Source organism: Pseudomonas sp. R4-35-07 (genome assembly GCF_003852235.1).
In the GTDB taxonomy this organism is placed as follows: Bacteria; Pseudomonadota; Gammaproteobacteria; order Pseudomonadales; family Pseudomonadaceae; genus Aquipseudomonas.
Genome location: NZ_CP027732.1, coordinates 136889 through 158720, shown reverse-complemented (window position 1 = coordinate 158720; position 21832 = coordinate 136889). Strand labels below are relative to the sequence as shown.

The following is a 21832-nucleotide window of genomic DNA, read 5'->3' as shown; positions in this document are numbered from 1 at the left end:
GAGATTACCGCTCGTGCAACGCCTCGGCCCGCGCCTTGATGATCGGCTTGAGCAGGTAGCTGAGGATGCTTTTCTTGCCGGTGATGATGTCCACCGAGGCGACCATGCCGGGGATGATCAGCAGCGGCTTCTCATCGGTGCCCAGGTGGCTGCGGTCGGTGCGCAGGGTGATCATGTAGTAGGTGGTTTTCTTGTCTTCATCGGTGATGGTGTCAGCGCCGATGCGTTCGAGCTTGGCCTTCAGGCCACCGTAGATGGTGTAGTCATAAGCGGTGAACTTGACCACCGCTTCTTGCCCAGGGTGCAGGAACGCGATGTCTTGCGGGCGGATCTTGGCTTCCACCAGCAGGGTGTCGTTCAGCGGCACGATTTCCACCATGTCACTGCCCGGCTGGATCACGCCGCCGACGGTGTTGACCAGCAGCTGCTTGACGATCCCGCGCACCGGCGAGGTGACCAGGGTACGGCTGACGCGGTCTTCCAGGGCGCGACCGGTGGATTCGGCCTTGTTCAGTTCGGTGCGGGCCTCGTTGAGTTGGGTCAGGGCTTCGCTGCGGAATTTGCCACGGGTTTCGTCGATCTTGCGCTGCACTTCCTTGATCGCCGATTCGGCGCGGGGGATTGCCAGGGTGGTGGCGTCCAGCTGGCCGCGGGTTTCCATTTCGGCGCGCTTGAGGCGTAGCACTTCCACCGGCGACACCGCGCCCTGGGCCACCAGCGGCTCGGACATGTTGATTTCCTGGCGTTGCAGGGACAGCTGGCTGCGGTACTGGCCTTGCTTGGAGGTGAACTCGCGCAATTCCTGCTGGCGCTGCACCAGTTGCTCCTGCAAGCCGCCGACTTCGTCTTTCAACTGCTGGCGACGGCTTTCATACAGCGAGCGTTCGTTGGCGGCCTGGCTGGGCGCGGCCTTGAGCACCTCGTCGGGAATGTTCAGTGGGCGATCATCCACCTGCGCACTCAGGCGTTCGACGCGCAATTGCATGGCCAGGCGCAGGGCTTCGGTTTCCCCGGCGTTGGACACGAACCGCGTGTCATCCAGGCGAATCAGCGGCGCACCGGCCTCGACGATCTGGCCTTCCTTGACGTACAGCTCGGCGACGATACCGCCTTCCAGGTTCTGGATTTTCTGCAATTTGGACGACGGAATCGCCTTGCCGTCGCCACGGGTCACTTCGTCGATTTCGGAGAAACCCGCCCACACCACCAGGAACAGGAAGAAGGCAATGATGGCCCAGATGGTCAGGCGGATGACTCGCGGCGCATCTTCGATCAACGCTTTGTTGACCTCGGGCAGCGGCTGGCCCTGCAGCGAGTCGGAACCTTTGAAGTAGCGGCCGACCGCGCTTTTTATGGAGTTAAGCAACACTGATCTGCCCCTTCTTCAACGCTTCCATGACCACGGCTTTCGGGCCGTCCGCGAGAATCTGCCCACGGTCGACCACCAGCAGGCGGTCTACCAGGGAGAGCAGCGAGGCACGGTGCGTCACCAACACCACGGTCTTGTTTTGCACCACGGCGTGCAGGCGTTGTTTCAAGCGCTCTTCACCGGTGTTGTCCATGGCGCTGGTGGGTTCGTCCAGCAGCAGGATGGGTGGGTTGAGCAGCAGCGCACGAGCCAGGGCGACGTTCTGGCGCTGGCCGCCGGACAGGTTCTGCCCACGCTCGCCGACTTGCAGTTCGTAGCCTTGCGGGTGCAGGCGCGCGAACTCGTGCACGCCGGCCAGTTCCGCCGCTTGCAGGACCATTTCGTCTTCGACGTAGCGTGCGCCGCTGACCAGGTTGTCACGCAGGGTGCCGGCCAGCAGTTGGATATCCTGGGCGACGTAGCCGATGTTGTGGCGCAGTTCACTGACATCGATCTGGCGCACATCCACGCCGTCCACCAGCAACGCGCCGGAGTCAGGCTGGTAAAGGCCGACGATCAATTTGGCCAGGGAGCTTTTGCCCGAACCGCTGCGGCCGATGATGCCGATTTTTTCCCCTGGCTTGATCACCAGGTTGATGTTTTTCAGCGCAGCGTTCTGTTGGTTCGGATAGGTGAAGTTCAGGCCCCGGCACTCGATGGCGCCTTGCAGGGTGCGGCGGCTCATGGGGCGCTCTTCGAAGTTGCGCTCCTGGGGCAGTTCCATCATCTGGTCCACCGAGGTCATAGTGACCTTGGCTTGCTGGTAGCGCGTGAGCAGGCCCGACAGCGAGGCCAGCGGGCTCAACGCGCGGCCACTGAGCATGTAGCAGGCAATCAGGCCGCCCATGCTCAGGTTGCCGTCGATAATCTGGTACACGCCGAAGACGATCATGATCACGCCGGCCAGTTGCTGGATCAGCAGGGTCATGTTCATCGACAGGCCCGACAGCAACTTCACCCGCAGTTCGAGCCGGCTCAAGGTGCCGATGGTCTGTTCCCAACCGTACTGGCGTTCGCTCTCGGCGTTGTTGACCTTGACCGCATCCAGCCCGGCGAGGGTTTCGATCAGGCTCGACTGGCGCTCGGCGGCCAGGGCCATGGTGCGTTCCATGGTCGCGACCAACGGCTTCTGCAGGGCGTAGCCGATACCCAGGGCAATCGGGAACGCCAGCACCGGAATCCATACCAGATGGCCGCCGAGCAGGGCGATCACCAGGAAAATCAGCAGCGTGAACGGCAGGTCGATCAGGCTGGTAAGTGTTAGCGAGGCGAGAAAGTCGCGCAGGCTTTGAAACTCATGGATGTTCTGCGCAAAGCTGCCGACCCGCGCCGGGCGGTATTTCATCGACATGCCGACGATGCGCTCGAACAAGGTGGCGGAGATGATCAGGTCGGTTTTTTTACCGGCCAGGTCCAGGCACAGGCTGCGCAGGCTTTTGAGCACCAGGTCGAACAGGTACGCGCCACAGATGCCCACGGCCAGCACCCACAGGGTGGCGGTGGCCTGGTTCGGCACCACGCGGTCGTACACGTTCATCACGAACAGCGGCGCGGCCATGGCGATGATATTGATCAAAAAACTGGCGGCGATGGCGTCGGTGTACAGCCAGCGCGAGCGCTTGAGGGTGTCACGAAACCAGGACCGCGCCCGCGGGATCAGGGTGCCATGGTTGACGTCGAATTTGTGCTGCGGCTGGGCGAAGAAGACTTTGCCGATGTAGTCAGCGGCCAGCAGTTCACGCTTGATCAGCACTTCCCCGCCGTCGCTTTCGCTGAGCAGCACCCGCGCTTCATCGTCGCCCTGCCAGCCGACCAGCACAGTACTGCGCCCATCCTTGAGCAGCAGCAGCGCTGGCAACGCGATGGCCGGGATCTGTTCGAGCTTGCGTTGCAACAGCCGGCCCTGCAGCCCGGCACGCGCGGCAGCACGCGCCAGCAGTTCGGCACTCAGGCGCTGCGAAGGCAGCGGCAGGCCGGTGGTGAGCATGGCCGCACTGGCCGGTTTCTGGTGCAGGGCGCAGAGTGCCAACAACCCGTCGAGTAACGGGTCGTCGTGCAGCGTGCGTGGATCATGACTGAGATGAACTCGACTGACTTCGGATTCCACGCGGTGCACTCTCGACTAACAGATGGGGCTATGGGGTGACTCAGTTCATCCCAGGCAGCTGGACTTTGGGCTTCACATCGTTTTGCACGATGGAGGCCATTGGAGCGACTACGCCTTGGCTTTTGAGCAATTGGCCCATGGTCGCCTTGATTCGGTACTGAGTAAATAACTGAATGTTCTTGATCTCTTCCAGGCGACGCGAAGCGGTGAACAATTCGTTCTCGCTGTCGAGCAGGTCCAGCAGGGTACGTTGGCCCAGGCTGAACTGTTGCTGGTAGGAGGTGCGCACGCGGGTGCTGTGGTCCACATACTGCTGGGCCACCGGCAGTTGCGCGTTGGCATTGTTCAAGGCGTTCCAGGCCAGGCCCAGTTCTTCATTGAGCTGGCGCAGGGCGTTGTTGCGGATGTCCAGGGCCTGGTTGGCCTGGTACGACTTCGATTGCAGGTCGGCTTTGTTGCTGCCACCGGCAAACAGGTTGAAGCGCATGCGCACCATGGCTTCCCAGCCGTTGCTGTGGTTGGCGTCGCCGCCGACGTTGTTGTCGGCGTTGGTGCCAAGCTCAGCATCAAAGCGCGGATAGAAGCTGGACTTGGCGGCGGCGTACTGCTTCTCGGCGGCAGAGATGTCCGACTCGGCCGAGCGCAGGACCGGGCTGTTGTCGAGCATCTGGCGACGCGCTTCATTCAGGTCGGCCGGGAGCATGGCCATGAACGGTGCCGGGCGCTCGAGCTGGTCGGGCATCTGGCCAACGGCGCTGAGGTAGTTGGTTTGCGCATCCGCCAGGTTGGTCTGCTCGGTGATCAGGTTGTTGCGGGCCTGGGCCAGACGCGCTTCGGCCTGGTCCTGGTCGGCACCGTTACCGACGCCGCGCTGGGTGCGCAGCTTGATCTGATCGTAGATGCGTTCGTGGTTGCGCAGGTTGTCTTCGGCCAGGCGCACGAACTCGCGACGGGTCAACACTTCCAGGTAAACCTGGGCAACGGTCAACGCGGTGCGCTCGGATGTACCGAGCAGGGAGTAGGCACGGGCGTTGACGTTGGCTTGTTGACGCCCGACTTCGCTGGAGGTGGCGAAACCGTCAAAAATCATTTGTTGCAGGCGCAGGCTGGACTCGCCGCGATTGAGGGTTTCCCAGTGGTTGCCGCCCGTGCCATTGGCGAGGCGGGTGGACGCGTTATCGGTGCCTGCACGGCCATAGCCGGCATTCAAATCAACACGCGGCAGATACCCACCCTGCGCCGCACGCAACTGGTAATCGGCGGCAATACGGCTGTTTACACCGGCCTGAATCTCTGGGTGCACATCCAGTGCCTGTTGCATGGCTTGGGGCAGTGTTTGGGCTTGTACAAAACTGGCGGCGAGAACGAACGGTATTGCCTTAAGCAGGTGCAGACGCATTAAAAAATTCCCCAGGACTTCTTGTCTCAAATCACAGCGATTGGCGCCGCCGCGTCGGATAATGGCTACCGTAATGACCGTACGTCGGAAAGTTCAAAAAGCGGAACTGCTTCACACATGTAGGACGGTTCGCCGCATAAATATCAATGTGACATTACGGAGGCGATTGTTTAGGATGGCGGCCATAAGGTCAATAGTTTGGCATAAACTAGATAACTAAAAATTCCAGCCAAATATTTGACGCCAGTAACTATCTAGACTACGCCCCCTCCAGTTTGGCCCTACTCTTTAGTGGCCACATGGAAATCATCAGAAACGGATCGCCGGAGAAATATTTAATGAGCAATGTTGTTGCCATCGTCAAAAGCATTGTTGGTCAAGTGTTCGTTATTTCTCCGGAAGGCACGCGCCGTGTCCTGGTAGAGGGTGATCGCCTGTTCGCGGGCGACCAGATTGACACGGGCCTGTCGGGCGCGGTGAGCCTGGAACTGGCTGATGGGCGCACACTGGACCTGGGCCGCGACACCCAGTGGAGCGCCGACATGCCGGACTCCACTGCCGACTTGGCCGCCGCCACCGAACAGGCCGCGCCATCGGTAGCCGAACTGCAACAAGCCATCGCCGCCGGCGCCGACCCGACCACCGACCTCGAAGCCACGGCAGCAGGCGCAACCGCTGCCGGTAACGGCGCCGCAGGCGGGGGCCACAGCTTTGTAGTGCTGGACGCGACCGCCGGCCGTGTCGACCCGACGATCGGTTTTCCCACCGCCCCTATCGGCCAGGGCACGTCAACCCTGAACACCTTTACGGGTGCCCAGGCTTCTACCGGCAACGGCAACTTGGCGCTGCAGCCTGCGACCCTGAGCCTGAGCGCCACGCCTAGCATCACCGAAGCCGGAGGCGTGCTGACCTACACCGCCACCGTGACCCAGCCCGGCACCAGCGACCTGACTGTCACCCTGTCCAACGGCGCGGTGATCACCATCCCGTCCGGCCAACTGACCGGCACCGTCAACGTGCCCCTGGCACCTAATGACAGCCCGTACATCGACGCCAGCCAGATCAGCGTCAACGTCACCGGCACCACCGGCGGTAACAACCTGGTGCTGACCCTCGACCCTAACCCGGCCGTGACGCAGATTACGGACACCCTCGACACCACCACCGTGACCTTGACGGCCGGTTCGAGCGTGACCGAAGGGGGGCAGATCACTTACACCGCGACCTTGACCAACCCGGCACAGACGCCGGTGACTGTCACTTTGAGCAATGGCTCGGTGATCACTATCAAAGCCGGCGAGTCGACGGGTACGGTCGTGGTCGATACTCCGGCCAACGACGTCTACGTTAATGGGTCGACTGTCAGCACCACTATTACCGGCGCAACCGGCGGCAACTTTGAAAACCTGGTGCCGAGCATCACGCCTGCGGTCACTACGATTACCGATTCGGTTGATAGCACCACTGTCACGCTGACGGCCGGTTCGACTGTGACCGAAGGGGGTCAGATCACCTACACCGCTACCCTGAGCAACCCGGCTCAGACGCCGGTGAACGTCACCTTGAGCAATGGCTCGGTGATTACCATTAAAGCCGGTGAATCGACGGGCACCGTTGTAGTCGATACCCCGGCAAACGATGTCTACGTTAACGGTTCGACCGTCAGCACCACGATTACGGGCGCGACCGGCGGCAACTTTGAAAACCTGGTGCCGAGTACGACGCCTGCCGTTACGACCATCACTGATTCGGTCGATACCACCGCCGTCACGCTGACTGCCGACACGGCTGTGACCGAAGGCGGCCAGATTACTTACACCGCGACCTTGACCAACCCGGCGCAGACGCCGGTGAACGTGACCCTGAGCAATGGCTCGGTGATTACCATCAAAGCCGGCGAGTCGACGGGCACCGTTGTAGTCGATACCCCGGCCAACGACGTCTACGTTAATGGGTCGACTGTCAGCACCACTATTACCAGTGCAACCGGCGGCAACTTTGAAAACCTGGTGCCGAGTACGACGCCTGCCGTTACGACCATCAATGATTCGGTCGATACCACCGCCGTTACGCTGACAGCCGACACGGCTGTGACCGAAGGCGGCCAGATTACTTACACCGCGACCTTGACCAACCCGGCGCAGACGCCGGTGAACGTCACCTTGAGCAATGGCTCGGTGATCACCATCAAGGCCGGCGAGTCCGTGGGCACCGTTGTAGTCGATACCCCGGCCAACGATGTCTACGTCAACGGCAGCACCATCAGCACCACCATTACTGGCGCAACCGGCGGCAACTTTGAAAACCTGGTGCCTAGTACGACGCCAGCGGTTACCACCATTACCGACTCCATCGACACCACGACCGTCACGCTGACAACTCCGGCCGAGGCGAACGAAGGTGGTCAGATCACCTACACCGCTACGCTTTCTAATAAAGCCGGCAGCGACGTCACGCTGAAGTTGGACAACGGTTCGAGCATCACCATCAAAGCCGGCGATACCGTTGGCACTGTGACGGTGCCTGCACCTACCGATGACGTCTTTATCGATAAGAGCACCCAGACTGTTCAGATCACCGAGACTACTGGTGGCAACTTCGAAAAATTGGAAGTTGCGGGTAACGGTGCGACGGCGACAATCAACGACACCATCGACAAGGTCGATGTAGTTCTGACCGCTACGACTACCGTTGGCGAAGGCGGCAACATCGTTTACACCGCCAGCCTTGTGGATAAGAACGGCGCGCTGGTGACTAACATCACCAATCCGCTGACCGTCACCCTGAATAACGGGCAGAGCATCACCATTGGTGTGAACCAATCGAGCGGTTCTGTTTCGGTTGTAGCTCCAGACGACGTGTATAAGGGCGACCAAACCGTCACGGCCGCTATCAAGGACGTGACCGGTGGCGAGCATTTCGAAAACTTGGTGCCGGGTACCGCTCCGGTCAACACGACCGTAACCGATACGCCGGGTACCGATAACACCACCACCGTTACGCTGACCGCGCCAAGTGCAGTTAACGAAGGTGGTCAGATTACATACACCGCGACACTTTCCAATAAAGCGGGAAGTGACGTCACGCTGAAGCTGGACAACGGTTCGAGCATCACCATCAAGGCTGGCGACACCGTTGGCACGGTGACCGTGCCTGCTCCGACCGATGACGTGTTCATCGACAAGAGCACCCAGACCGTTCAGATCACCGAGACCACTGGCGGTAATTTCGAGAAGCTGGAAGTTGCAGGCAACGGTGCGACCACCACGATCAACGACACCATCGACAAAGTTGACGTCGTCCTGACCGCCACTCCTACCGTCGGCGAAGGCGGCAATATCGTCTACACCGCCAGCCTTGTGGATAAGAATGGCGCGCCGGTGAACAACATCACGAACCCGCTGACCGTCACCTTGGATAACGGCCAGAGCATCACCATCGGTGTAAACCAATCGAGTGGTTCTGTTTCGGTTGTGGCTCCGGATGATGTGTACAAGGGCGACCAGACCGTCACCGCTGCTATCAAAGGCGTGACCGGGAGCGAGCATTTCGAAAACCTGGTGCCAAGTGCTATTCCGGTTAACACCACTGTTACCGACACACCGGGTACCGACAACACCACTACCGTCACACTGACCGCGCCAATCGCAGTCAACGAAGGTGGCCAGGTCACTTACACCGCCACGCTTTCCAACAAAGCAGGCAGCGACGTCACCCTGAAGTTGGATAACGGTTCGAGCATTACTATCAAGGCTGGCGACACCGTCGGCACCGTAACTGTGCCTGCACCTACCGATGACGTGTTCATCGATAAGAGCACTCAGACCGTTCAGATCACCGAAACCACTGGCGGCAACTTCGAAAAACTGGAGGTTGCGGGTAATGGCGCAACCACCACGATTAACGACACCATCGACAAAGTTGACGTCGTCCTGACCGCCACTCCTACCGTTGGCGAAGGTGGCAACATCGTCTACACCGCTACCCTTGTGGATAAAAACGGCGCGCCGGTGACCAACATCACCAACCCGCTGACCGTCACTTTGGATAACGGCCAGAGCATCACCATTGGTGTGAACCAGTCGAGTGGTTCTGTTTCGGTTGTTGCACCGGATGACGTGTACAAGGGCGACCAGACCGTCACGGCCGCTATCAAGGGCGTGACCGGTGGCGAGCATTTCGAAAACCTCGTGCCGGGTACTGCTCCGGTCAACACGACCGTTACCGATACGCCGGGTACCGATAACACCACGACCGTTACGTTGACTGCACCAAGCGCCGTTAGTGAAGGTGGTCAAATCACCTACACCGCCACGCTTTCCAACAAAGCCGGCAGTGACGTTACGCTGAAGTTGGACAACGGTTCGAGCATCACCATCAAGGCTGGCGACACCGTTGGCACCGTGACCGTGCCTGCTCCGACTGATGACGTGTTTATCGATAAGAGTACTCAGACCGTTCAGATCACCGAGACCACTGGCGGTAACTTCGAAAAACTAGAAGTTGCAGGCAATGGCGCGACCACCACGATCAACGACACCATCGACAAGGTCGATGTAGTTCTGACCGCCACTCCTACCATCGGCGAAGGTGGAAACATCGTCTACACCGCTACCCTTGTGGATAAAAACGGTACGCCGGTGAATAACATCGCCAACCCGCTGACCGTGAAGTTGGATAACGGCCAGAGCATTACCATCGGTGTAAACCAAACGAGCGGTTCTGTTTCGGTTGTAGCTCCAGACGACGTGTATAAGGGCGACCAAACCGTCACGGCCGCTATCAAGGACGTGACCGGTGGCGAGCATTTCGAAAACTTGGTGCCGGGTACCGCTCCGGTCAACACGACCGTAACCGATACGCCGGGTACCGATAACACCACCACCGTTACGCTGACCGCGCCAAGTGCAGTTAACGAAGGTGGTCAGATTACATACACCGCGACACTTTCCAATAAAGCGGGCAGTGACGTTACGCTGAAGTTGGACAACGGTTCGAGCATCACCATCAAGGCTGGCGACACCGTTGGCACGGTGACCGTGCCTGCTCCGACCGATGACGTGTTCATCGACAAGAGCACCCAGATCGTTCAGATCACCGAAACCACTGGCGGCAACTTCGAGAAGCTGGAAGTTGCAGGCAACGGTGCGACCACCACGATCAACGACACCATCGACAAGGTCGATGTAGTTCTGACCGCCACTCCTACCATCAACGAAGGTGGCAACATCGTCTACACCGCTACCCTTGTGGATAAAAACGGTACGCCGGTGAATAACATCGCCAACCCGCTGACCGTGACGTTGGATAACGGCCAGAGCATTACCATCGGTGTAAACCAAACGAGCGGTTCTGTTTCGGTTGTTGCGCCGGATGATGTCTACAAAGGCGATCAAACTGTCACCACCGCTATCAATGGCGTGACCGGTGGCGAGCACTTCGAAAACTTGGTGCCGGGTACCGATAAAGTCACCACAACTGTGACTGACACCCCTGGCACTGATAACACCACCACCGTTACGCTGACCGCGCCAAGTGCCGTCAACGAAGGTGGGCAGATCACCTACACCGCCACGCTTTCCAACAAAGCCGGCAGTGACGTCACCCTGAAGTTGGATAACGGCTCGTCGATCACTGTTAAGGCTGGCGACACTGTCGGCACCGTGACAGTGCCTGCTCCGACCGATGATGTGTTTATCGATAAGAGTACCCAGACCGTCAAAATCACCGACGCTTCTGGCGGCAACTTCGAGAAACTGGAAGTTGCAGGTAACGGTGCGACCACCACAATCAACGACACCATCGACAAGGTCGATGTAGTTCTGACCGCTACGACTACCATCGGCGAAGGTGGCAACATCGTCTACACTGCTACCCTTGTGGATAAAAACGGCGCGGCGGTGAGCAACATCACCAATCCGCTGACCGTCACTCTGGATAACGGGCAGAGCATCACCATTGGTGTGAACCAGTCGAGTGGTTCTGTTTCGGTTGTGGCTCCGGATGATGTGTACAAGGGCGACCAGACCGTCACCGCTGCTATCAAAGGCGTGACCGGTGGCGAGCATTTCGAAAACCTGGTGCCAGGTGCTACTCCGGTTAACACCACTGTTACCGACACACCGGGTACCGACAACACCACTACCGTCACGCTGACTGCGCCAACCGCAGTCAACGAAGGTGGGCAGATTACGTATACCGCCACGCTTTCAAATAAAGCAGGCAGCGACGTCACCCTGAAGTTGGATAACGGTTCGAGCATTACCATCAAGGCTGGCGACACCGTCGGCGCCGTGACTGTGCCTGCTCCGACCGATGACGTGTTCATCGACAAGAGCACTCAAACAGTCAAGATCACAGACGCTTCCGGCGGCAACTTCGAGAAACTGGAAGTCGCAGGCAATGGCGCAACCACCACGATCAACGACACCATCGACAAGGTCGATGTAGTTCTGACCGCCACTCCTACCGTTGGCGAAGGCGGCAACATCGTCTACACCGCCAGCCTTGTGGATAAGAACGGTACGCCGGTGACCAACATCACCAACCCGCTGACCGTCACCCTGGATAACGGTCAGAGCATCACCATTGGGGTAAACCAATCGAGCGGTTCTGTTTCGGTTGTTGCGCCGGATGATGTGTACAAGGGCGACCAGACCGTCACCGCCGCTATCAATGGCGTGACCGGTGGCGAGCATTTCGAAAACCTAGTGCCGGGCACCGACAAAGTCACTACAACTGTGACTGACACCCCAGGCACTGATAACGCCACCACCGTAACCCTGACTGCGCCAAGTGCAGCTAACGAAGGTGGACAGATCACCTACACCGCGACCTTGAGCAACAAGGCCGGCAGTGACGTCACTCTGAAGCTGGACAACGGCTCTTCGATCACCATCAAAGCCGGCGATACCGTTGGCACCGTGACTGTTCCTGCTCCGACCGATGACGTGTTTATCGATAAGAGCACTCAGACCGTCAAAATCACCGACGCTTCTGGCGGCAACTTCGAGAAACTGGAAGTTGCGGGTAATGGTGCGACCACCACAATCAACGACACCATCGACAAGGTCGATGTAGTTCTGACCGCCACTCCTACCGTTGGCGAAGGCGGCAACATCGTCTACACCGCCAGCCTTGTGGATAAGAACGGTACGCCGGTGACCAACATCACCAACCCGCTGACCGTCACTTTGGATAATGGCCAGAGCATCACCATCGGGGTAAACCAATCGAGCGGCACGGTCACCGCCGTGGCACCGGATGATGTTTACAAAGGCGACCAGACCGTCACCACTGCCATTCAGACTGTCACTGGCGGTGAGCACTTCGAAAACCTGGTGCCAGGTACTACTCCGGTTAACACCACTGTTACCGACACACCGGGTACCGACAACACCACTACCGTCACGCTGACCGCGCCAACCGCAGTCAACGAAGGTGGGCAGATTACGTATACCGCCACGCTTTCAAACAAGGCCGGCACTGATGTCACGCTGAAACTCGACAACGGTTCGAACATCACCATCAAGGCTGGCGAGACCGTCGGCACCGTGACCGTGCCTGCTCCGACTGATGACGTGTTTATCGATAAGAGCACTCAGACCGTCAAAATCACCGACGCTTCTGGCGGCAACTTCGAGAAACTGGAAGTTGCAGGTAACGGTGCAACCACCACAATCAACGACACCATCGACAAGGTCGACGTGGTTCTGACCGCCACCACTACCGTCGGCGAAGGCGGCAATATCGTCTACACCGCCAGCCTTGTGGATAAGAACGGTGCGCCGGTGACTAACATCACCAATCCACTGACCGTGACCTTGGATAACGGCCAGAGCATCACTATCGGTGTGAACCAATCGAGCGGTAGCGTTTCGGTTGTTGCGCCGGATGATGTCTACAAAGGCGATCAAACCGTCATTACCGCCATCAAAGGCGTGACCGGTGGCGAGCATTTCGAAAACTTGGTGCCGGGTACCGATAAAGTCACCACAACTGTGACTGATACCCCTGGCACCGATAACACCACCACCGTTACGCTGACCGCACCAAGTGCGGTTAACGAAGGTGGGCAGATTACGTATACCGCGACCTTGAGCAACAAGGCCGGCAGTGACGTCACCCTGAAGTTGGATAACGGCTCGTCGATCACTGTTAAGGCTGGCGACACCGTCGGCACCGTGACCGTGCCAGCACCGACTGATGACGTGTTCGTCGACAAGAGCACCCAGACCGTCAAAATCACCGACGCTTCTGGCGGTAACTTCGAGAAACTGGAAGTTGCAGGTAACGGTGCAACCACCACAATCAACGACACCATCGACAAGGTCGACGTGGTTCTGACCGCCACCACTACCGTCGGCGAAGGCGGCAATATCGTCTACACCGCCAGCCTTGTGGATAAAAACGGCGCACCGGTGACTAACATCACCAACCCGCTGACTGTCACCCTGGATAACGGCCAGAGCATCACCATTGGTGTAAACCAATCGAGCGGCAGCGTTTCGGTTGTTGCGCCGGATGACGTCTACAAAGGCGATCAAACCGTCACCACCGCCATCAAGAGCGTGACCGGAGGCGAGCACTTCGAGAATTTGGTGCCAGGTACTGCTCCGGTCAACACGACCGTTACCGATACGCCGGGTACCGATAACACCACGACCGTTACGCTGACTGCACCAAGCGCCGTTAGTGAAGGTGGTCAAATCACCTACACCGCCACGCTCTCAAACAAAGCGGGTAGCGACGTCACACTGAAGCTGGATAACGGTTCATCAATCACGATCAAAGCGGGCGATACCGTCGGCACCGTGACCGTCCCTGCGCCAACCGATGATGTGTTCATCGATAAGAGCACTCAGACGGTCAAGATCACTGACGCCACGGGCGGCAACTTCGAAAAACTGGAAGTTGCGGGTAATGGTGCGACCACCACCATCAACGACACCCTCGACAAGGTCGACGTGGTTCTGACCGCCACAACCACCGTTGGCGAAGGCGGCAACATCGTCTACACCGCCAGCCTTGTGGATAAGAACGGCGCGCCGGTGACTAACATCACCAATCCACTGACCGTGACCTTGGATAATGGCCAGAGCATTACTATCGGCGTGAACCAATCCAGCGGCACGGTCACCACCGTGGCACCAAACGACGTCTACAAAGGCGATCAAACCGTCACCGCCGCCATTAAAGGCGTGACCGGTGGCGAGCATTTCGAAAACCTGGTGCCAGGTACTACTCCGGTTAACACCACTGTTACCGACACACCGGGTACCGACAACACCACTACCGTCACGCTGACCGCGCCAAGCGCGGTTAACGAAGGCGGGCAGATTACGTATACCGCCACGCTTTCAAACAAGGCCGGCAGTGACGTCACGCTGAAACTCGACAACGGTTCGAACATCACCATCAAGGCTGGCGAGACCGTCGGCACCGTGACCGTGCCTGCTCCGACTGATGATGTGTTCATCGACAAGAGCACTCAAACGGTCAAGATCACTGACGCCACGGGCGGCAACTTCGAGAAGCTGGAAGTTGCAGGTAACGGTGCAACCACCACGATCAACGACACCATCGACAAGGTCGATGTGGTTCTGACTGCCAACACCACTGTTGGTGAAGGCGGCAACATCGTTTACACCGCGTCGCTCGTCGACAAGTCAGGGAATGCGGTTACCAACATCACCAATCCACTGACTGTCACTCTGGACAACGGCAAAACCATCACCATCGGTGTGAACCAATCCAGCGGCACGGTTACCACGGTGGCGCCAAACGACGTTTACAAAGGCGATCAAACCGTCACCACCGCCATCAAAGGTGTGACCGGTGGCGAGCACTTCGAAAACCTGGTGCCAGGCACCACGGCGGTCAATACCACCGTCACTGATACACCAAGTACAGCAGATGCCACTACCGTAACGCTGACCGCGCCAAGCGCCGTCAATGAGGGGGGGCAGATTACGTATACCGCGACCCTGAGCAACAAGGCCGGTAGTGACGTAACTTTGAAACTCGACAACGGCTCGAGCATCACCATCAAAGCCGGCGATACCGTCGGCACTGTGACTGTGCCAGCACCGACTGATGATGTGTTCATCGACAAGAGCACTCAGACCGTCAAAATCACCGACGCTTCCGGCGGCAACTTCGAGAAACTGGAAGTTGCGGGTAATGGTGCGACCACCACCATCAACGACACCATCGACAAGGTCGATGTAGTTCTGACCGCGACTCCTACCGTTGGCGAAGGCGGCAGCATCGTCTACACCGCCAGCCTTGTGGATAAAAACGGCACGCCGGTGAATAACATCACCAATCCGCTGACCGTCACCCTGGATAACGGCCAGAGCATCACCATTGGTGTGAACCAGTCGAGCGGTTCTGTTTCGGTTGTTGCACCGGATGACGTTTACAAGGGCGACCAGACCGTCACGACCGCCATCAAAGGCGTTACCGGTGGCGAGCATTTCGAAAACTTGGTGCCTGGTACTACAGCGGTTAACACCACTGTCACCGACACACCAGCTACAGCGGATGCCACTACCGTCACTTTGACCGCGCCAAGTGCCGTCAACGAAGGTGGGCAGATCACCTACACCGCGACCTTGAGCAACAAGGCCGGCAGTGACGTCACCCTGAAGTTGGATAACGGCTCGTCGATCACTGTTAAGGCTGGCGACACTGTCGGCACCGTGACTGTGCCTGCTCCGACCGATGATGTGTTCATCGACAAGAGCACCCAGACCGTCAAGATCACCGACGCGACTGGTGGCAACTTTGAGAAACTGGAAGTCGCAGGCAACGGCGCAACCACCACCATCAACGACACCATCGACAAAGTTGACGTCGTCCTGACCGCCACTCCTACCGTTGGCGAGGGCGGCAATATCGTCTACACCGCCAGCCTTGTGGATAAAAACGGCGCGCCGGTGAGCAACATCACCAATCCGCTAACCGTCACTCTGGACAACGGCAAAACCATCACCATCGGTGTGAACCAATCCAGCGGCACGGTTACCAGCGTGGCACCGAACGACGTCTACAAAGGCGATCAAACCGTCACCACCGCCATTAAAGGCGTGACCGGTGGCGAGCACTTTGAAAACCTGGTGCCGGGTACCACAGCGGTTAACACCACTGTCACGGACACTCCGGGCACAGCTGATACCACTACCGTCACCCTGACTGCGCCAAGTGCAGTTAACGAAGGTGGTCAGATCACCTACACCGCGACCTTGAGCAACAAGGCAGGTACTGATGTAACGCTGAAACTCGACAACGGTTCGAGCATCATCATCAAGGCTGGCGATACCGTCGGCACCGTGACCCTACCTGCTCCGACCGATGACGTGTTCATCGACAAGAGCACCCAGACCGTCAAGATCACCGACGCGACTGGTGGCAACTTTGAGAAACTGGCAGTTGCAGGTAACGGTGCAACCACCACGATCAACGACACCATCGACAAGGTTGATGTGGTCCTGACCGCGACCACCACCGTCGGCGAAGGCGGCAACATCGTCTACACCGCCAGCCTTGTGGATAAGAACGGCGCGCCGGTGAGCAACATCACCAATCCGCTGACTGTCACTCTGGATAACGGTAAAACCATCACCATCGGCGTGAACCAATCCAGCGGCACGGTTACCAGCGTGGCACCGAACGACGTCTACAAAGGCGATCAAACCGTCACCACCGCCATTAAAGGCGTGACCGGTGGCGAGCATTTTGAAAATCTGGTGCCAGGTACTACAGCGGTTAACACCACCGTCACCGACACCCCAGACACTGCTGATACCACTACTGTCACGCTGACCGCGCCAAGCGCGGTTAACGAAGGTGGTCAGATCACTTACACCGCTACGCTCTCTAATAAGGCGGGCAGTGACGTCACGCTGAAGTTGGACAACGGTTCGAACATCACGATCAAGGCTGGCGAGACCGTCGGCACCGTGACTGTGCCTGCGCCAAGCGATGATGTGTTCATCGATAAGAGCACTCAAACGGTCAAGATCACCGACGCAACTGGCGGCAACTTCGAAAAACTGGCAGTCGCAGGCAACGGCGCAACCACCACGGTCAACGACACCATCGACAAGGTCGACGTGGTTCTGACCGCCACTCCTACCGTCGGCGAAGGTGGCAACATCGTCTACACCGCTACCCTTGTGGATAAAAACGGCGCGCTGGTGAACAACACCACCAATCCGCTGACTGTCACTCTGGATAACGGTAAAACCATCACCATCGGCGTGAACCAATCCAGCGGTACGGTTACCAGCGTGGCACCGAACGATGTCTACAAAGGCGATCAAACCGTCACCACCGCCATTAAAGGCGTGACCGGTGGCGAGCACTTTGAAAACCTGGTGCCGGGTACCACAGCGGTTAACACGACCGTCACGGATACCCCAGGCAGTACCGACCTCACCAGCGTCACGCTGACCGCGCCAAGCGCCGTCAACGAGGGTGGCCAGATCACCTACACCGCCACCTTGAGCAACAAGGCCGGCAGCGACGTCACCCTGAAGTTGGACAACGGTTCGAGCATCACGATCAAGGCTGGCGACACCGTCGGTACCGTAACTGTGCCCGCGCCAAGCGATGACGTGTTCATCGACAAGAGCACTCAAACGGTCAAGATCACCGACGCAACTGGCGGCAACTTCGAAAAACTGGCAGTCGCAGGCAACGGCGCAACCACCACGATCAACGACACCATCGACGATGTAACCGTGGTGCTCAAGGCCACGGGTTCAGTCAGCGAGGGCGGGCAGATCGTCTACACCGTGTCGCTGGTCGACAAAAATGGTGCGGCAGTGACCAACGTCGGTTCCGACCTGGTGGTGAAGCTGGATAACGGCTCGACCATTACCATCGGCAACGGCAAGTCCAGCAACTTCACCACGGCCACCGCACCGAACGATGCGTATGTCGGCGCCAATGATGTCACTGCCAAAATCAGTGCCGTAGTCAGTGGCGGCGACAAATACGAGCACTTGATGGTCGACGGCAGCACCGTGGTCACCAAAGTCACGGATGTGGTCACCAACACCACCCTCAGCATCAGCGGCGACGCTTCGGTGACCGAGGGCGGTACGGCGCACTACACCCTGGCCTTGAGCAACCCGGCGCAAACCGATGTAACCGTCACCCTCAAGTACAGCGGCACGGCCACCGATGGTTCGGATTTCAATGGTGTGTACACCGTGAAGATCCCAGCCGGCGCCAGCAGCGTGCCGTTTGATATCCGCACGCTTGATGACCGAATCACCGAGCCGACCGAAAAAATCGTCATCACCATCGACAAGGCCACAGGCGGTAACTTCGAGAACCTGGTGATCGACAAGGGCACTGTCAGCACTGACATCCTCGACAACGATGCGCCACCGGTTATCGACCTGGACGCCAACAACTCCAGCGGTGCCAGTGGCAACGACTTTAAGACCACCTTCACCGAAGGCACCACCGGGCCGGGTGTGTCGATTGCCGACACCGATATCAAGATCACCGATCCGGACAGCACCCTGCTGACGGGCGCAACGGTCACCCTGACCAACGCACAAGCCGGTGATGCCTTGAACCTGGGCAACAGCGTGAACGGCATCAGCGTCAGCACCAACAATCAGACGGGCAGTATCACCCTGACGTTGTCGGGCAGCGCGACGCTGGCTGACTACATGCAGCGTATCCAGAACATCACGTTCACCAACACCAGCCACGACCCAAGCACCACGCCGCGCACCATTACCGTGGCGGTGACCGACGGCGGCAATTACTCCAACGTCGCCACCACCACAGTCAACGTGGTGGCGGTCAACGATGCGCCAGTGGCAACGGGCGGGGCCGTGACCGGTACGGAAGACACTGCGCTGGCCTTGACCTGGGCAAACTTCGGCGTGAGCGACGTGGACTCGCCATCAGCCAGCCTGGGCGTGAAAATCACCGACCTGCCGGTGGCCGGCAAACTGCAATACCTGGCAACCGACGGCACCACTTGGACCAACGTGACCAGCGGCCAGACCTTTACCAAAGCCCAGATCGATGGCGGCCAGTTACGCTTTACGCCAAACGCCAACGAGTCCGGCGCCGACGGTTATGGCGGCACGGGCATCGGTAACAAGCAGGCCGATTACGCACAGTTCAAGTTCCAGCCCACCGACGGCAAGGACCTGGGCACCAGCGCCACGGTGAAAGTCGATATCACCCCAGTGGCCGACGCGCCAACCCTGGGTGTGGCTGACAACAACGTCAACTCGGTCGGCCTGATCAAACAGAGCTGGAACAGCCTTCCCGGCCTTGGCACCAACGGCAACGGCGCCGCACCGGACGTGCTGAAAAAAGCCATCGATGGCGCCGGCACGCCGAACAGCACGGCGGTGGTGACCAATGTCGAGTCCACCACCGACGTCACCCCAGGTTCAGGCGGAAAAATCTCCGGCCTGATGTATATGGAAGCCGGTAAGAACTACACCTTCAGCGGCGTCGCCGATGACAGCCTGCTGATCAACGTCGGCGGTAAAGACGTGGCCAGCGGCCTGTGGGGCACTAACAGCGGCAAGTTCAGCGGTACGTTCACGCCGGCGGTCAGCGGTTACTACAGTCTTGAGATCTATCAGGCCAACCAGGCGGGCCCCGGTAGCTTTGACGTCAACCTGTCTATCAATGGCGGCGCGACGCAGAACTTGAGCACCAGCAACGTCCCGCTGTACACCGGCATCGCCGACCTGACCAATGCCGGCGTGACCGTGTCCGACCTGCATGGCAGCAACGGTGACGGTTACTACGTGGGTTATAAGCTCAACGAAGGCCTGGAAAACGGCAGCGTCAAACTGTCCAAGATCACCACCGCGTTGACCGACACCGATGGTTCGGAAACCCTGGCGGTGAAGATCGGCGGCATTCCGGCAGGCTCGGTGCTTACCGACGCGTCGGGACACACCTTCACCGCGACGAAAACCGTGGGCGAAGTCAACGTCAGCGGCTGGGACCTGGGCACCCTGACCATCAAGCCGCCGACCTATTACAGCGGCCAGTTCAACCTGACCGTGACCTCGACGTCGACCGAAAGCATCGGCGGCTCGGCAAGCACCACCGCGCAATTGCCGGTGACGGTCTACCCGGCGGCGTATAACTCGGTAACCGGCACGTCGGGCAGCGACTCGATTATCGGCAGCGATGGCAACGACATCGTGGTAGCCGACATCGGCGGCCTGAACGTGGTGCAGGGCAAGAACTACAACATCGCGTTCATGGTGGACAGTTCCGGCAGCATGAGCACCGCATCGATCGACGCGGCGAAGGCTTCATTGACCACGGTGTTCAATTCGCTGAAAAACAGCCTGGGCGCCAACACGTCGGGCACGGTGAATATCTTCCTGGCCGACTTCGATAGCCAGGTGAACAAGTCGATTGCCATCAACCTCAATGCCCCCAATGCGCTGGCCCAGCTCAAAGTGGTGCTCGACTCGATGGTGTCGGAAGGCGGCACCAACTACGAAGACGTGTTCAAGACCACCGCCAACTTCTTCCAGAGCGACCTGGCGAGCAAAAACACCGGCGCAACCAACCTGACGTACTTCATCACCGACGGTCAGCCGACGTTCTACCAGAGCGGCGAGCAGACCAACGTGACGCTGTACGGCAACGTCAAGTTCGATGACGTGGTGACGACGGCCAACTACACCCCCGGCACCTCGGTCGGCAAGTACCTGGATAACACCCATTACTTCAGCATCGACACCTCGGGTGCCGCTCAATTGCAAACCTGGAACGGCTTCTGGTGGACGGCCGCCAATCTGGGCCTGGTGCGCGCTCAGGGCGACGGCACCTTTGAGCTGTCCAATCTTGACGGCCGAGGCAACAGCACTGACGCGGCAACATTGGCTAATTCCAAGAGCGCCTTTGCGCTGCTGGGCGGGCTGTCGCAGGTGGAAGCGATCGGGATCAACAGCGACATCAGCTTAAGCGACCTGAAGCCTTACGACAGCGATGGCAAACCACAGGCCAATATCGATCCGAAAGACCTGGCCAACGCCATCCTCGGCCATACCGAGGCGACTCTGCCGGGTGCGGACAGCATCAGCGGTGGCGACGGCAATGACATCCTCTTTGGCGACCTGGTGAGCTTCAGCGGGGTGACCGGCGAGGGTTACAACGCCTTGCAGGCTTTCGTGGCGCAGAAAGCCGGTGTGGCTGTCTCGGCGGTTAGCACCTCGAACGTGCACCAGTACGTCACCGAGCACTACGCGGACTTCGACGTGTCCGGCGCCAAGGACGGCAACGACACGCTGCTCGGCGGCAATGGCGATGACATCTTGTTCGGCCAGGGCGGCAACGACGTGCTGGACGGCGGCAAGGGCAATGACATCTTGCTGGGCGGTACCGGCAACGACACGTTGATGGGCGGTCAGGGCAACGACATCCTGATCGGCGGTGCGGGTGCCGACACCTTCGTGTGGAAGGCCGGTGACATCGGCAACGATGTGATCAAGGACTTCAAGGCGTCGGAAGGTGACCGAATTGACCTGCGTGATCTGTTGAAGGGCGAGACGGACAGCACCATCGATAACTACCTCAAGATCACCACGGTAGAAGGCGTGTCGACCCTGCAGGTGAGCAGCGAAGGCAAGCTCAACGCCGCCGGTGGCCTGGCCAATGCGGATGTGACCATCAAGCTGGAAGGCAATGATTGGTCCCACACCAACATCAACTCGCTGATCAGCGGTGCCGACCCGACCATCAAGATCGATCACACCGCCTAAGCTTGGGTTTATCGGCCGCCCTCGAGGCGGCCGATTTATTTGGGCGATACGTTGCTGGCCCTGGCGGCCGGTTGCATCGCATACTCGCGCTTATCAACACACGACCGCCCTATGCGGCTGACGATGTGTGGCTTTTTTCGAGG

4 protein-coding genes are annotated in these 21832 nt (G+C 58.9%); 1 reads left to right on the top strand and 3 read right to left on the bottom strand.

The window, feature by feature from the left end; genetic code table 11:
• Positions 1-4 precede the first annotated feature (4 nt).
• The 3 genes from C4J89_RS00660 to C4J89_RS00650 are packed head-to-tail and all read right to left on the bottom strand — an operon-like array spanning position 5 to position 4914.
• Complete coding sequence (locus tag C4J89_RS00660) at positions 5-1369, bottom strand: HlyD family type I secretion periplasmic adaptor subunit (protein WP_124413465.1); 1365 nt, start codon at positions 1367-1369, stop codon at positions 5-7.
• Positions 1359-3515: a type I secretion system permease/ATPase gene (locus C4J89_RS00655; RefSeq protein WP_124360683.1), complete on the bottom strand. Its 2157-nt coding sequence runs from the start codon at positions 3513-3515 to the stop codon at positions 1359-1361. Before C4J89_RS00655 ends, C4J89_RS00660 begins: the two co-directional genes overlap by 11 nt.
• A gap of 40 nt (positions 3516-3555) precedes the next feature.
• The gene (locus tag C4J89_RS00650; RefSeq protein WP_124360682.1) at positions 3556-4914 is read right to left on the bottom strand and encodes a TolC family outer membrane protein; all 1359 of its coding nucleotides are present in this window, start codon (positions 4912-4914) and stop codon (positions 3556-3558) included.
• A gap of 338 nt (positions 4915-5252) precedes the next feature.
• On the opposite strand from C4J89_RS00650, the gene C4J89_RS00645 reads away from it, so the two are divergent.
• On the top strand, positions 5253-21689 hold the full coding sequence (locus tag C4J89_RS00645) for a retention module-containing protein (RefSeq protein WP_124413464.1): 16437 nt from the start codon (positions 5253-5255) through the stop codon (positions 21687-21689).
• The last annotated feature ends 143 nt before the right edge of the window (positions 21690-21832 follow it).

Bases quoted from the DNA above. Each gene is read 5' to 3' on its own strand.
- C4J89_RS00650 (WP_124360682.1), bottom strand. From the start codon at position 4,914: ATGCGTCTGCACCTGCTTAAGGCAATACCGTTCGTTCTCGCCGCCAGT.
- C4J89_RS00645 (WP_124413464.1), top strand. From the start codon at position 5,253: ATGAGCAATGTTGTTGCCATCGTCAAAAGCATTGTTGGTCAAGTGTTC.